General features: G+C 56.4%; 10 protein-coding genes. 8 read left to right on the plus strand and 2 right to left on the minus strand.

Annotation, left to right across the window (positions count from 1 at the left end; all coding sequences use genetic code 11):
• Positions 1 to 20: 20 nt before the first annotated feature.
• Genes DQG19_RS07490 through DQG19_RS07500 form a run of 3 tightly spaced genes read left to right on the plus strand, consistent with a single transcriptional unit; the run spans position 21 to position 5,234 of the window.
• A complete protein-coding gene (locus DQG19_RS07490) occupies positions 21 to 1,325 on the plus strand; it encodes a restriction endonuclease subunit S (protein WP_116125622.1) in 1,305 nt (434 codons plus the stop codon).
• Positions 1,322 to 4,528, plus strand: a complete 3,207-nt coding sequence (locus tag DQG19_RS07495; RefSeq protein ID WP_116125623.1) for a type I restriction endonuclease subunit R — start codon at positions 1,322 to 1,324, stop codon at positions 4,526 to 4,528. The genes DQG19_RS07490 and DQG19_RS07495 overlap by 4 nt, the downstream gene beginning before the upstream one ends.
• A complete protein-coding gene (locus tag DQG19_RS07500; protein ID WP_116125624.1) occupies positions 4,521 to 5,234 on the plus strand; it encodes a M48 family metallopeptidase in 714 nt (237 codons plus the stop codon). Before DQG19_RS07495 ends, DQG19_RS07500 begins: the two co-directional genes overlap by 8 nt.
• Positions 5,235 to 5,430: 196 nt before the next feature.
• Here DQG19_RS07500 and DQG19_RS07505 read toward each other — a convergent pair whose 3' ends face one another.
• Both DQG19_RS07505 and DQG19_RS07510 read right to left on the minus strand, forming a co-directional pair.
• Positions 5,431 to 6,429 (minus strand): hypothetical protein, encoded by a 999-nt coding sequence (locus DQG19_RS07505; protein WP_116125625.1) that lies wholly within the window; start codon positions 6,427 to 6,429, stop codon positions 5,431 to 5,433.
• An 8-nt stretch (positions 6,430 to 6,437) separates the two neighbouring features.
• Positions 6,438 to 9,131 (minus strand): hypothetical protein, encoded by a 2,694-nt coding sequence (locus DQG19_RS07510; RefSeq protein WP_157974381.1) that lies wholly within the window; start codon positions 9,129 to 9,131, stop codon positions 6,438 to 6,440.
• Between the two features lie 1,091 nt (positions 9,132 to 10,222).
• Here DQG19_RS07510 and DQG19_RS07520 point away from each other — a divergent pair.
• From DQG19_RS07520 to DQG19_RS07540, 5 genes are all read left to right on the plus strand, one after another.
• A complete protein-coding gene (locus DQG19_RS07520; protein ID WP_116125628.1) occupies positions 10,223 to 11,206 on the plus strand; it encodes a TRAP transporter substrate-binding protein in 984 nt (327 codons plus the stop codon).
• Positions 11,203 to 11,670, plus strand: a complete 468-nt coding sequence (locus tag DQG19_RS07525) for a TRAP transporter small permease (RefSeq protein ID WP_116125629.1) — start codon at positions 11,203 to 11,205, stop codon at positions 11,668 to 11,670. The genes DQG19_RS07520 and DQG19_RS07525 overlap by 4 nt, the downstream gene beginning before the upstream one ends.
• Positions 11,667 to 12,941, plus strand: coding sequence for a TRAP transporter large permease (locus DQG19_RS07530; RefSeq protein WP_116125630.1), 1,275 nt, complete (start codon positions 11,667 to 11,669; stop codon positions 12,939 to 12,941). The genes DQG19_RS07525 and DQG19_RS07530 overlap by 4 nt, the downstream gene beginning before the upstream one ends.
• A 107-nt stretch (positions 12,942 to 13,048) precedes the next feature.
• Positions 13,049 to 13,483, plus strand: a complete 435-nt coding sequence (locus tag DQG19_RS07535; protein WP_116125646.1) for a pyridoxamine 5'-phosphate oxidase family protein — start codon at positions 13,049 to 13,051, stop codon at positions 13,481 to 13,483.
• A gap of 190 nt (positions 13,484 to 13,673) precedes the next feature.
• Entirely contained in the window at positions 13,674 to 14,873 is a 1,200-nt protein-coding gene (locus DQG19_RS07540) for an acetyl-CoA carboxylase biotin carboxylase subunit family protein (protein ID WP_116125631.1), read from the plus strand.
• Positions 14,874 to 15,609: the final 736 nt, after the last annotated feature.

Raw genomic sequence — 15,609 nt, forward strand, 5'->3', positions numbered from 1 at the left:
CATTAAATCCTACCCACTTTATGTTGACCAAGCAGACCATTGATTCATCAACTGACAAGAATGATGAATCACCACACCCTTACGAAGAAAGCAAAGGAAAGAAGACGGTTCGCCCCGGCTATAAGCATACTAAATCGGGATGGATACCCGAGGAATGGGAACTGCTACAGTTGAAAACTCTTGCACATTTCTACTCTGGAACAACCCCTTCAAGGAGTGAGCAGGCAAAATATTTTGATGGAGGCAAGTTCAATTGGGTCAAGACTACCGACCTCAACAACGGGATCCTTAATGATACCGAAGAAAAAGTGACTGACGTTGCATTGAAAGAAACGTCTCTGAAACTACTTCCAAAAGGCACCATTGTGGTAGCAATGTATGGAGGGTATCGGCAAATTGGCAGAACGGGAATGTTTGCATTTAAAGGATGCATCAATCAAGCTCTGACTGCGATAACGTGTGGTCCAAATCTTATTCCAAATTACTTGTTGCTCTATCTAAATGGAAATGTCCACATTTGGAAGCGATTTGCAGCCAGTAGTAGAAAGGACCCAAATATCACCAAGTCTGATATTTTTCAATTCCCTGTAGTCCTCCCTCCCCTCCAAGAGCAGCAGCGCATCGCCACCCTCCTCACCACCTGGGACCGCGCCATCACCACCACCCAGGCCCTCATCAAGCAACTGGAAGCCCGCAAGCGCGGACTGATGCAGCGGCTGCTTACGGGGGAGGTGCGGTTGCCTGGGTTTGAGAGAGAATGGAAGGAATACAGATTAGGTGATGTCACCAAGTCGTTTTCTAAAAGAAATAAAAATTTAATTGAAGCCAGAATTTATTCTGTGACCAATGATCGTGGATTTGTCTACCAAGCTGATCAGTTCAGTCATGAAGTAGCGGGAAGTGACCTCAAGGGGTACAAAATCATTCAAAGAGGTGAATTTGCATATAACCCAGCTAGAGTGAACGTCGGATCACTAGCTTATTTTACAGATGAAATAGGTGTAATCAGTTCACTTTACGTTTGCTTTAAAGCAAACAAAAGAGTGCTTGATGAATATCTCAGATATTTTTTAAAGTCAAATAAAGCTAGGCACGATTTGTCAGTCTACGGAGAAGGTGGGGTGAGAGTGTACTTATGGTATCCCCTGTTTGCAGGGATCAAGATTAACCTTCCCCCAAAGAATGAGCAAGAGGCAATTGCCAAGGTGCTATGTGTAGCTGATCGAGAAATCACAAATCAGCAATCAAAACTGAACCACTTGAAACGCCAGAAACGCGGTCTAATGCAGCAACTACTAACCGGCCAAAAACGCCTGCTCGCATGAACACACCCAGCTACCGGGAGGACCGCATCTCCCAAGAACCCGCGCTCAAACTCCTAACCCGACTGAGGTACACCTACCTCTCTCCGGAGCAGGCCGAGGAGATGCGCGGCGGCCGCAAGTCCGCCGTGCTACTAGAGGGCGTGCTGCGCGAGCGCCTGCGCGCCATCAACGACATTACCCGGCGGGGGGAGACGTACGACTTTTCCGAAGCCAACATCGAAAATGCGGTACTGGAGCTGCGGCATCCGCCGCTGCAGGATGGCTTCATCGCGGCAAACGCTCACCTCTACGACTTGCTCACCTTGGGAAAGAGCTTTGAGCAGCGTATCGAGGGGGACAAGAAGAGCCATACGCTCTACTACATCGACTGGGAGAACATTGAGAATAATGCCTTCCACGTCACCGAGGAGTACCCTGTCACCCGGACGGCCCGTACAGATACCTACCGGCCGGATATTGTCCTCTTCGTCAACGGTATTCCGCTGGTGGTAATCGAATGCAAGAGTTCGGGGCTTTCGGGTACTACACCCCCGGTCGACCTGGGCGTGGAACAGCATCTGCGTAACTGCAAGAAGGACGGCATCCGTGACCTCTACGTGTACAGCTCCCTACTTCTTTCCGTTGCTACCAGTGCCGCTAAGTACGGTACTACGGGAACCAGTAAGGAGTACTGGTCAGTGTGGAAGGAACGCTTTTCCTCCCGAGAGGCGGAGCTGGCTTACCGAGCGGAGCTGCGCAGCCTAGTCACTGCCAGCCGGCCCATCACGGCGCAGGACGAACTTCTGCACGCCCTCTGCCGTCCCAATCGCCTCCTCGATATCACCCGTAACTACACGCTGTATGACGACGGCACAAAGAAGATCGCCCGCTACCAGCAGTACTTCGCCGTGGCGGACGCCATGGAACGGGTACGCACCATTGGCGCGGATGGGAAGCGGCGCGGCGGAGTCATCTGGCACACCCAGGGCAGCGGTAAATCGCTGACGATGGTGATGCTGGCCCAGTTGTTGGCGAATGCGCGTTGGAGTGACGGCACCGCACCCGCGTACCCGCCCACCACCGGAGGTAACAGCGCAGCTAAAATCATCCTCGTCACCGACCGGATTGATCTGGACGACCAGATCGCCGGCACCTTCAAAAAGTGCAAGCAAGAAGTGGTGCAGGCCAGGACGGGTTCCCACCTGACGGAACTCCTGGAGGGCACCGGTGACGAGATCATCACCACCATCATCAACAAATTTGAGGCGGCGGTCCGGCAAATCAAGGAGCCCTTCGACAACCCTAACATCTTCGTGCTCATCGACGAGGGTCACCGTACCCAGTACGGCAGCTTTAACGTAAGTATGGAGCGGGTCTTTCCGCGGGCGTGCTTCATTGCCTTTACGGGTACCCCGCTCATGAAGAGCGAGAAGCACACCGCCACTAAATTCGGCGGCTACATCGGCCTTCCGTATACGGTAAACGATGCCGTAGAGGACGGGGCGGTCGTGCCGCTGCTCTACGAGGGACGGCACAACCACATCACGCTGAACGAAGACCCAATCAACCGCTACTTCGACCGGGTTTCCGAGCCGCTGAGCGATTATGGCAAGGCCGAGCTCAAGCGAAAATTCAGTACCGTTGAGCACCTGAACCGGGCGGACCAGGTCGTGTACGCCCGGGCGTGGGACATCAGCCAGCATTACCGCGACTTCTTTCAGACTAACAACGACACCTATAAGCCCAAGGCACAGCTGGTGGCCCCGCGGGTGAAGACGGCACTTCTTTATCATAAGTACCTGAAGGAAATCGGGTTCGTTAGCAGCGCGGTAGTTGTCAGTCCCAGTGATACCCGGGAGGGCACGGAGGATAGCTTTTACAACGAAGACGAGGAGCGAGAGTACGAGGAAAAGTACTTCGCCGCCATGTACGACAAGTATGGCGACCAGCGGAAGTACGAGGAATCGATCATTAGTCAGTTCAAGAAGCGGGACCATCCGGAGATCCTGATCGTAGTGGCCAAGCTGCTCACCGGATTTGATGCACCAGCGAATACCATCCTGTACCTGTGCCGCTCCCTCAAGGAGCACACGCTGCTGCAGGCGGTGGCCCGGGTCAACCGGGTGTATCCGGGCAAGGACTACGGATACATCATTGACTATTACGGTAACCTCGAGAACCTGGACAACGCGCTGGAAACCTACTCTGCCCTCGGCGAATACGACGCCGAAGATATTGCCGGGGCCCTCACCAACATCCAGGAGGAGATCGCTAAACTACCGCAGGCCCACGCCGAACTCTGGGACCTATTCAAGACCCTGCCCAAGGGGGCGGATGCTACCGTCTACGGGGAATTCCTGGAGCCGAAGGATCGCCGCGACAAGTTTTATGAGAAGCTTAGTGCCTTCGCTAAACTGCTGAAACTGGCGCTTTCCTCGGTCGACTTTGCGGAGCATACGCCGTCCGACCGGATAGACCGTTACAAGCGCGACCTCCGCTTTTTCTTACAGCTGCGGGTGGACGTAAAACGGCGCTACAACGACGAGTTGAGCTACCAGGAGTTTGAGCCGCAGATCCAGAAACTGATCGATAAGCACATCACTACCGTCGGGGAAACCCTGAAGGTGACCGAGCTGGTCAATGTCTTCGACCGGGAGGAGCGGGAAGCGGCCGTTGCCGAAATTGGAAGCGACGCGGCCAAAGCTGATCACATCGCCAGTCGTACGGCCAAGGCCATTAACGTCAAGATGGCCGAGGATCCGATCTACTACAAGAAGCTCTCCGACCTTATCAAGGAAACCATCGCCGCCTACCACCAAAAGCGGATCGACGAAGCGGAATTTCTCAAGCGGGCCAGAGACCTCGAAGACAAATTCTTCAACGGTCGTTCGGACGATGCACCCGAGGCACTGCGCGGCAACGAGGCAGCCCTTGCCTTCTATGACTTTAGCCGGGAAGTTTTTGACGATACTAATCTGCTTAAAACCCTGTTTCACATCGAGGTCGCCCAGGCTATAGATCGGGTAGTCAGCGATACGATCTATCTCAACGGCAAGAAGATGGTGGATTGGCACAAAAACAGCGACATCACCAGCAAAATCCGACTCCAGCTGGGCGACGAGGTATACGACCTGCTGAACAAGTACGATGCAGAAGTGGACTGGGATAGCCTGAAGGTGCTGGAGGACGAAAGCCTTAAAGTAGCCCTCGTCAAGTATGCGTGATCGCATCCATTACGGTACGTCGACGATCGACTTTGACCTAACTTTCGCAGAGCGCAAGACTATGGGTGTACGCGTAGAGCCGGACGGTGAGGTATTTGTCGTGGCTCCGCTGGGCACCCAAACCGATAAGGTGAGGGATAAGGTCCTGAGCAAGGCCGCCTGGATCCGCCGGCAGCGGGATTACTTCCTGGCCTTTTATCCGCGACGGTCGGAGCGGCGGTACGTTAGCGGGGAAACCCACTACTATTTGGGCAAACAGTACCGGTTGAAGGTCCACGGTGACTTACCTGACGTACCCGAAGGGGTGAAACTTTCGGCTGGGTACCTACACCTCACTACCGGTTCTCCCCAGGACGCGAATCACTCCCGCGAGCTCCTCAATGCCTGGTACCTCCGGCAGGCAGAACGTCACTTCCCTACCCTACTGGCCGCCCGATTGCCCCGGGCGCGCACTTACTATACCGGTCCGGTAGAGCTCCGCTGGCGTTGGCTGAAGAATCGCTGGGGTACCTGCAGTAGGAGTGGGGTGATTACGCTGAATCTGGAGTTAATTAAGGCGCCCACGGTTTGCATTGAGTACGTGATCGTCCATGAGCTCTGTCACCTAAAGCACTTTCACCACGGGAAGGAATTTTATGCCTTGCTGGAGCGTGAGTGGCCTGGGTGGGAGGTGGTTAAGGAGCGGTTAGAAAGGTTACTTGCATAGTATTATCATAGTGTTTTTTGATTCACTACATCAAGTAAGTGCGTTCAGTTTGAAACGGGTTTTTGGCACTTGACGACAGAGTTAATGGTTTTGGTTCTCTAGTGATTTCGATTGGAGCAATTTGAAGTCCTTGATTACATTGAAAGATTAGCCGACGGTCAACCAACCATTGCCGTGGGTGGTAGAATGTTAAGGTTCACTCCAACTTAAGCGAAATAGTAATATCCTCACCAGCAGCAAAATTGACTGCACTCTTAACCGTCCAGCGTTGATTACCGACTATCTTTTCCCCGTGTAAATAATAGAAGTTAGCCGGCAAATCTGTCGTATCCGCTGTTCCGGAGCCATCGGTCAGGAACTGAAAATTGCTACCGGCGCAGGAGTCGCGCTCGAACAGCAACTGACTGGTAAAGAGACACAGCTGAACTCCAGGTAACCGGTCGCCTCGCACATCATATGTCTGGAAGCGAACGGAGTTTTTGACGGCGGCGGTCTGGAGAGATAGGTACACCGGCTGTGTAATTACTTTCTGGTCTTCAAACGTCAGTTGCGTGGAGTCGGCCAGTACGTTGTTTCCTATCTTCAGACTGCTGCGAAGTAGGTAAGTTTCGGGGCTTCCCAGCAACATGGCGTAACCGCGATCGTCGGAGATGGTTTCAAGGTTGCTGCCGGAGCAGTCCGTGGGGTCCGATGGCAAGTTATCCTCAGTGCGATACAGGCAGTGTTTTACTCCTTTCAGTGGTGCGCCCGCTTCGTCGAAAGACAAAATTTGGATACCGGTCTGACCAGTCAGAGCCAAGGTAGCGGTTACGGCGGCCGCGTAAATTTCGGGTTTGGAGGTATCCCGTCCGACGTAGCGCCTGCCGTTGATCAATTCCTCATAGGTAATTACGTACTCATGATCCTCTCGCAGCAGGTCAAAACTGAAGTATCCCTCCCCGTCTGTCTTGGTGCTGAATAGGTAATCTTCGACCTCGTTGTCACCTGCGTCAGTGGTGGGCCAACCCGCTGGCGGGTTCAGGTAGGTAATGGTCACCATCTTGCCGGCGGCGGGTGCTGGCTGAGCCTCTCGGAAATAGTCAGTTTGCAGAAATGCCCTTCCCCGGATCGTATTATCACCAATATCGTAAGTGAGATCTTTTTCACAGGTAAACAGGGTGCATAAGCAGCCGGTTAGGATCACGTATTTCAGCATGGCGCAGGCTAATTGAAAAGATTAGCAAATCGAAGTAGCGGCAGCGGGTCAACTTGCAAACTCAGGAAGGGGCCCGCCCCGCGTAAGAGGTTTTCCTTGTCTTGGAGGCCGTTGTTGAGGATGCGATACTCCGTATGTCGGTAGGCGTGGTAACCCGCAATCATTTTAACACCCGGCCATATATCCATAGCCACACCGAGGTGGTAATTGGAAGCTAAGTTCGGAAAACTAGTTCCTAGGTAGATAGAAGTCCGACTGAGCCATTCTCGTTTTTCCAACTTACTGGAGAAAAGCCAGGCGCTGTTAGTATTCACCAGCGGACGCAAGTGGATATGCACTCCCGCCCCAACCCGGACGGCGCTATCATCTACTTTTGTGGAGAGCCCTCCGTCGCCCTCGGTTAATTCCACGCGGTTGATGTTACCAAAGGAGTAGCCGAGTCCGGTACTCACCGTGATACGGTGCCCCGGGGAGGTGCGGTAGGTAATACGTTTGGTAGCCGAGGCTTTGCCCTCCTTGTTGAGGAGCTGTATGGCGTGGCTGTGCCGTTGTGCTTTGCCGTCGTTCTCCAGTTGGTCGGTCACCGTACGCCACCGGGCCAATTTGTTAACGGTCGGCTCTAGCATTGCGGGTGGAAGTATCCGGGAGGGAAGTTCAGAGAATACGGAAATTAGTGCTTCAAATGACCGCCTTTTCGTATCGAATTTGCCCACGACACCGTCGACGTGGGCTACCGTCTCCCTCAGTTGAATATTACTCGAGGTATCAATATAACGGGTGATGACCGTCTGCACCGCCTCGCTCTCCTGGACTTCATGTAGACAGGACAGTACAGTGTGATCGATCTGTGGTTCCTTACAAACATCAAAGTAAGGCCGCAAAGTCTGATAGGGCAAGTCGGTGATCATGTCGCATTGTTGCAAATCCAATCTATACTTTTTGGCAATGGTAGCGTAAATCACTTCCGAGATAGCCTCCTGGATGTCAGCATCAGATAGAAAAACTGGGTTTGATGGCTCTAAATCTAAATCCAATGTCTTACCCACTAAATTATTTAGGTTCCTCTCCACTAAATTTCCATCAAGAATCTTACCCACAAAATCATCCAGGCTCCTCACTTCTAAATTAATGACGTCACGAGTTTCCTCGCCACCATTATAACCAATCCTAGAATGGTCGGAAGGTTCCGGCCCCTGCGTAGAAGTCAACAATCGTGCCATTCCTGTAGCCAAAAATCCTCCGTTAGTGAATACGGATGCCGCTAGGCCGGCGACTTCACCGATGGTTGTTTGGGCAGATGATTGATCCTCGATAGTGGTCGCGGCGGGGATGTTCTTTACCTTCTCATCAGTCGCCACGTTCGTCACGATGGTGTACAGGCTATCCTGCGTAGCTATAGCGATTGGAATGTTGTCGAGCGAAAGTCGTTGCATTCCGCGGCTACCGTCGAAGGCGGCAACGTGCACCAACTGCGTCCGGTACTGCGGTACGCAGAACTCGAACTGCTGCCGCCACTCCCTTGCTTTCAGGTTGGCCGAGCGCAGCTTTGTATTTTCAGCGCGCAGCGAATCATTGTAACCCTTGAAAGAAAAGCGCTCGCTCCCCCGCCTGGATTCGCGCAGCAGGGAGTCCATGGTCCGGTAATCGATCCGGCCCGCGTTAATGTCCACCGAATCGATCATCTGCCGGATTACGGTCTCGACGTATCGATTGTACCTATCCGCAAGCCCTCTATCGTAACCTTGCTTCACTGGAAGTTTCAGGCTATCGGTGAACCCCAGGGGATTAAGCGCGATTCGGCCTTCGGTGAGCCATAGGGCAGTCAATATCCACCGATTTAAACTATCGTTAGTCTGACATAGAACGTTTGCTGCTAATCGCCTGTCCGTAGCGGCCAACAATTCCTCCAGCTCGGTAAACCAGGAACTGCAGGGTGAGATAGCTCCAAATGAATTCCTAGGGTTATTTGGGTAGTCATCATATAATTTTTTTTCCTCCCTAAGCGCTCGGTAAGCGTCCGTAATTTTGTCTGGCGTTTGTGCACTTAAAAAGCCGGCAAGGCCTACGATGCTGTCGTAATACGCTACCGTAAATTCCTTCTCCACCACTGGACTAATCAGGCGAAAGACGACCTCGTTGTCCGGGCAATCACCGGTTTGGAACGCGGGAGATTCAAAATCATAGCGTCCGGAAGCATTTGGCGTACCAAAAGTGACCGAATCATCTGCCCTTTCGCAGCCTATTGACAAGGCTGCCGTGAGCAGGTTATAGTAGCTATCTCTAGAAAATTGGTGGAAAACTTCCGGCTTAAGGTAGGTATAGGAATTGTTCCCGAAGTCGAGTCTATTTCCGGCAGCGGGGGCCTTCAGTATCTTTTCCGCGCGACGCAATTCTTGTTTGAGGACCTCTGCTTCACCCGCAAGGCCAATGTTTGCGAGCTCCTGCTTCAATTTTTCACCTTCCATCGCCTCAACCGTCCGACGCATCTTGGCCGCAATGTCCGCAAAGAGCTGCTTGATGCGATTGTCTGGATACTCCACTTGCCCGGTAAGTTTATACCAGCGGCCCGGTTCCAAGGCAAATGTGTAATCGGTATTTGCGGTCCTGCCGGTGCTGTCGATGAGCAGCCAAAGCTTGTAGGCATTTTTTTTCGTTTTCCCTCCCGTGGCGACCTGAGCGTAACCCAAGGAAGTGCTGAACAAATAGCTGATTAGGACCAGTAGGGATAGTCCCCATCGAAATGATCGATATTTCCTCATAGCACATCCTCTGTAGCGTTCGAGAGATAAATCCAATACTGTACCGATAAAAATTGCAAATAAAAGTGGTTCCCCTTGCGGTACTAGGAGATCATAGCATACTGGGTCAGCGCCTTGTAGACAATGGTCTGTCAATAGGATAGTGACTATGTCATATATCCACGCACTGGGGGTAAAGTAACCTACTGCGATCAACTATATTTATCGACTGCTCGCACGGGAAAATTCATGTCCGATCCTTTAGCTTTGGAAATTGAACTCTCCAACCCTGTCTCCCAATATTTACGTTTGTTAGCCGGTCAGGCTTCGTTGATTCTGCAACGCTTTATATACGTGATATCTCACACTGCCGTCTTAATGTAGCGCTACCCTAACAGTCCTTTTTATTCGGGGATCCGCTGCCGCTTTAACGGTCGCGTTTCTGCTCCTGTACAACAAATCCGGAAATCAGCTCAACCTTTATATCTGATTTCTGGCCAGTTTCGCTACGAAAGTGTCCTTCCCGTATTAGTTGATTTACTCTTCTGTATCTGAAAGAGGAAACGTGCTCCTATCGGCCGAGCTCAGGCCCCCTTAAACCGAGAGCAATACCCTTCAACCGCTTGCGGCGCGTATTTGCGGATCCGGACAATATCCCTATCGCCACTTAATCCCACACCCAGCACTAGGATACTGCGTCTCCGGACTGCCCCCCCTTCAACATCGCCTTGATGGCGCTGCGGAAGTCCTCGCCGGTGAACGACCCGCCCGACCGCGGCCGACTCGCATCCAACCGCCCGCGGTAGTACAGCTTGCCCTGGCCGTCGAAGAGACAGAAGGCGAGGGTGCAGATGGCGTCGTAGCCTTTGGCGGCAGACTGGTAAGCGACAGTGCGGGTTGCGGGTAAGCAAGAAATCTCCGAACAAACAGTCCCCTGTCTCCCGTCCCTAAATCCCTGTGTCCCTAAGTCTTTAACAAAATACTTTCCCCGCCCCCACCATGAACCACCCCCCTGCATCTTTCCTTACCTTCCCAAAAAACCCGGCACCTGCGCCATGCGCCCCACCCTCCCCCTCCTTTGCTGTGTACTAGTCCTGCTATTCAGCGGGGGCTGCCGTAAGGCCGAGCGCGAGCCCGAATTCCTCCTCCGCGCCAGCCTGCTAGTAGCCGAAGACCACACCTGGTACCGCGCCTTCGAATACTTCGGGCGGATCCTGGAGGAGCGCAGCGACGGCCGCATCGTGCTGCAGACCTACCCCTCCGAGCAGCTGGCCAAGGAGATCGAGGCCATCCGCATGATCCAGACGGGGGTGATCGACATGACCAGCACCAGCAGCCTGCTGAGCAACTGGACCGAGATCATGGCCTTCTGCGAAATGCCCTTCTATATGGAATCCATGGAGGAGGTGGACAGCCTCATGGCCGGCACCCTGGGCGAGCGCATCGAGGAGGCCATGATCCGCGATACCGGGCTGCGGCCCGTCGGCTACTTCCAGGCGGGGCCGCGCCACCTGACCTCCAACCGGCCGATCCGCACGCCGGAGGACCTGACCGGGCTCGTCATCCGCATCCCCAACATCCCGGCCTTCGTGACGGCCTGGGACGCCCTCGGCGCCAAAGCCACCCCCATGGCCTTCTCCGAAGCCTTCACCTCCCTGCAGCAGGGCGTCATCAACGCCCAGGAGAACCCGCTGCCCCTCACCAAGATGGCCGGCTTCTACGAGGTGCAGCAGTACGTGAACCTTACCTACCACGTCTTCGGCTGGACCCACCCCGTGATCGGTGAGGCGCAGTTCCAGCGCTTCCCCGACGACCTGAAGGCCATCTTTCTGGAGTGCGCCCGTGACATGCAGATCCGCGAACGCGAACTCTTCTACGCCAACGCCGAAGAAACCCGCCGCTTCCTGGAGGACGCCGGCATGGAATTCCTGGAGGTCGACCGGCCGGCCTTCGTGGCGGGCTGCGGCGACGCGGTGTACAACACCCTCTCGCCCGACATGCAGCAACTGTACCGGGAACTCAAAGCGGGTAAGGAATGAGGTCCTTCGTCCGCCTCGCCGATACCACCCTCAAGTGGGGCACCCTCGCCATGACCGGCGCCTTCATCGGCTGCGTGCTCGTGCAGATCTACGCGCGGCTCTTCCTGGCCACCGCCCCCTCCTGGACCGAGGAGGCCGCCCGCCTCTGCTTCGTGCTGGCCATCGCCTTCGCCGCCGGCCCGGCCCTGAAGCGCGACGCCTACGTCTATTTCGACTTCCTCTACGACCGCCTGCCGCCCGGCGCGCGGCGGTGGCTCACCCTCACGATCGACCTGCTTACGGTGGCGCTCTTCCTGCTCTTTCTCTACCACGCGGTAGCCTTCACGGCGATGGGTACGGTGGAGCGGTCGCCGACCCTGCAGTTTCCCATGGCGATCGCCTTCGGTTCCATGGTGGTGCTGGCGCTGTCCGTGCTGCTGTACGCGGTGGACCGCCTGCGGACCTACAAGTCCCCGCGCCCATGATCTGGATCCTCCTCGGCAGCTTCGCGGTCTTCCTGCTCCTGCGCTTCCCGATCGCCTTCGCGCTGGGGCTGTCGTGCCTCATCTACCTGCTCGCGGCGGGCATCCCCCTCATCATCGTGCCCATGAAGATGTACTCGGGCATCGATGTCTTCGTGCTGCTCAGCATCCCCGGCTTCATCATGGCGGGCAACCTCATGAACCAGGGCGGCCTCACCGAGAAGATCATCGACTTCTGCAACCGGCTCGTGGGCCACATCCGCGGCGGACTCGCCCTCGCCAACATCGCCGCCTCCATGCTCTTCGCGGGTATCTCCGGCACGGCCATCTCGGATACGGCCAGCATCGGCTCCGTCATGATCCCGGCCATGAAGAAGGAGGGCTACGACGCCCCCTTCGCCTGCGCGGTCACGGCGGCCTCCTCCACCGTGGGCCCCATCATCCCGCCCAGTGTGTCGATGATCATCGCGGCCACCCTGACGGGACTCTCCGTCGGCAAGCTCTTCCTGGCCGGTGCCCTGCCCGGTCTGCTCCTCGGCCTCAGCCTCATGGGCCTCACCTACTACATCTCCCGCCGGCGCCAGTACCCCACCCACGAACGCAGCAGCTGGCGGCAGGTGGGCCGCAGCTTCTTCAATACCTTCTGGGCGCTGCTGATGACGGTGGTCATCCTCTTCGGCATCATCGGGGGCTTCTTCACGCCCACGGAGGCCTCCATCGTGGCGGTGGTGTACGCCCTGCTGGTGGGCAAGTTCGTCTACCGCCGCCTCACGCTGCGTAAGGCCCTGGTGGTGCTCCTCGACTCCATGCGCACCTCGGCCTCCCTCATGGTGCTCATCGGCTTCGCCAACCTCTTCGGCTGGATCCTCATCATCGAGCGGCTGCCGCAGACCGTCTCCGAGGGCATCCTGGGCTTCACCGACAACCCCTACGTCGTGCTGCTGCTCGTCAACCTGCTGCTGATCTTCGTCGGCACCTTCATGGAGACCATCGCGGCCCTGCTCATCCTCTTCCCCATCCTGCTCAACGTGGCCGTGGCGGTGGACATCGACCCGATCCACTTCGCCGTCGTGGCCCTCCTCAACCTCATGATCGGCCTTACCACCCCACCCCTGGGCGTCTGCCTCTTCGTGGCCGCGGGCATCGGCAAGACGTCCATCGGCAGCGTCACCCGCGCCGGCTTCCCCTTCCTGCTCGTAAGCCTGCTCGTGCTGGCGCTGGTCACCCTCATCCCGGGCCTTTCCCTCTGGCTGCCCGAGCTCTTCACCGACTGACGTAAAAGACTTTTGCGCCTGGGCGCAGGTGCCGGGGGAACACCGGGAATTTGCAAGCGTTGGTACGTAGCGAGACTATCCTCATCATCCTATTCAAGCTTCGTACCATGGCTGACATGACGTTACAAGACATTTCGGAAAAGATCAAGGACATCGACTTCGGTATGCTATCGACCCGGACCACCGGCGACGCCGTCGCCAGCCGCCCGATGAGCAACAACGGCGAGGTCGACTACGACGGCGACTCCTACTTTTTCTGCCACGAATCCACTCGCATGGTGAGCGACATCCAGGGCGACCCGCACGTCGGCCTCACCTTTACCGGCAAGAAAGGACTGCTGGGCAAGCCGCCGGTCTTCATCGCCATCGTGGGTATGGCCGAGCTCATCCAGGATAAGGCCCGCTTCGCCGAGCACTGGGTCAAGGACCTCGAGCGCTGGTTCGAGCAGGGCATCGATACCCCGGGGTTGGTACTGATCAAGGTACGCGCCGAGCGCATCCACTACTGGGACGGCGAGGACGAAGGCGAATTGATCCCGTAGCGGAGCTGTAGTCGCTCTGCTCAACAGGATTAGGTTCGCGACCCACGGGTGGGCGGCTTCCCCTTTCTAGCCGTAAGCCTGCTGGTTCCGGCGCTGGAGCCCCCGATCCCGGGCCCGTCGCTACGGTTGTCGGAGCGTTTTACCGAGGGATGGTTACCTTCCTACCCTACTTTCTACACTCCCCCACCCTATGACCTTCCTCTGCATCACCTGTTACTACAAGGGCGCGCCCTTCCTGCGCGCCTGCAAGGCCGCCGGCAACACCGTTTACCTCCTCACCGTCAAGAAGCTGGAGCACGCGGACTGGCCCCGGGAGTCCATCGACGAATTCTTCTACCTCGAAAGCGACAGCAACTCCGCTACCGCCCTCGCCAACCTCGCCAAGGGATTCGCGTGGATGTACCAGAGCCGGCCCATCGACCGCGTCGTGGCGCTGGACGACTTCGACGTAGAGAAGGCCGCCTACCTCCGCGAGGAGTTCCGCCTGCCGGGTATGGGACAGACCACCGCCCGCTACTTCCGCGACAAGCTGGCCATGCGCATGCGGGCCCGCGAGCAAGGTATCCCCGTGCCGGCCTTCAGCCCCCTGTTCAACGACGTGACCCTCACGGAATTCGCCAACTCCATCACCTATCCCTGCCTCATCAAACCCCGCGGCGAGGCCAGCGCCACCGGCATCACCAAGGTGCACTCCGCCGAGGAACTCTGGGAGCAGGTACACGCTCTCGGGGAGCGCCGCAAGGATTACCTGGTGGAGCAGTTCCGCCCCGGCGACGTCTACCACGTGGATGCCCTCTCGGTCGACGGCGAGATCGCCTTCTGCCAGGTATCGCGCTACCTCAGTACCCCCTTCGAGGTGGCCCACGGCGGCGGCATTTTTCGCTCGGTGAGCGTCCCCTACCACGACGAGGACGCCGTGACCCTGCGCCGGCTGACCGGCAGCGTTATGCACGCCTTCCGCATGCAGTTCAGTGCCTCCCACACCGAGTTCATCAAGACGCAGGACGGCCGGTTCGTCTTCCTCGAAACCGCCAGCCGCGTCGGCGGTGCTCACCTCGCCGAAATGGTCGAGGCCGCTACCGGCATCAGCCTCTGGGCGGAGTGGGCCAAGCTGGAAACCGCCAAGGCCCGCGGCCGCGACTACGCCGTCCCCGAGCGCCGCTACGACCAGGCGGGCATCGTGGTAAGCCTGTCGCGCTTCGAGTACCCCGACACCTCCTCCTTCACCGACCCGGAGATCGTCTGGCGCATGGACAAGAAGCAGCACGTGGGCCTCATCGTCGCCTCCGAATCGACCGGCCGCATCCGGCAGCTGTTGGACGACTACGCCGGACGCATCGCGAGCGATTTCCACGCGTCGGCCCCGGTACCTAATAAGTCGGCGCATTAGTTTCGGCTCGGCCTTACGCTTTTTTACCACGGATGCCGCTGTGCGGCTGCACGGATTTTTTCCGCTTCCTGTTTAGCAAAAATCTGTGAGTAATCCGTGAAATACATCTGTGGCCATCTGTGGTAGCCACGAGCGAAGCGAGCATCCCCGTGCGGTAGCAAATCAGAAATCAAGAATCAAGAATCGCATATCGCATATCGCATATCCCCCAGTCCTCTCCCCACAGCAAAGGTTTAACACAGATGCCGCTGCGCGGCTACACAGATTACGCTTCGCTCCGCACAGATTTTCACAGATTAGCTTCGCTGCTGCCTCCGGCAGTTTGCCCGCAGCACCAAAGATTCCACTGATTAGGCGCACCCTGCGGGCTGCCCCCCCCTCCGCGGTGAACCACGAGCGAAGCGAGCATCCAAGTGCGGTAGTAAATCAGAAATCAAGAATCGCATATCCCCCTTTAAAAAACCTACGCCAACTCCATGCCCGCCGCGGCGACCACGAGCGAAGCGAGCATCCCCATGCGGCAGCAAATCAGAAATCAAGAATCGCATATCGCATATCGCATATCCCCCAGCCCTCTCCCCACAGCAAAGGTTTAACACAGATGCCGCTGCGCGGCTACACAGATTACGCTTCGCTCCGCACAGATTTTCACAGATTAGCTTCGCTGCTGCCTCCGGCAGTTTGCCCGCAGCACCAAAGATTCCACTGATTAGGCGCACCCTGCGGGCTGCCCCCC

Source organism: Lewinella sp. IMCC34183 (assembly GCF_003390915.1).
Taxonomy (GTDB): Bacteria; Bacteroidota; Bacteroidia; order Chitinophagales; family Saprospiraceae; genus Neolewinella.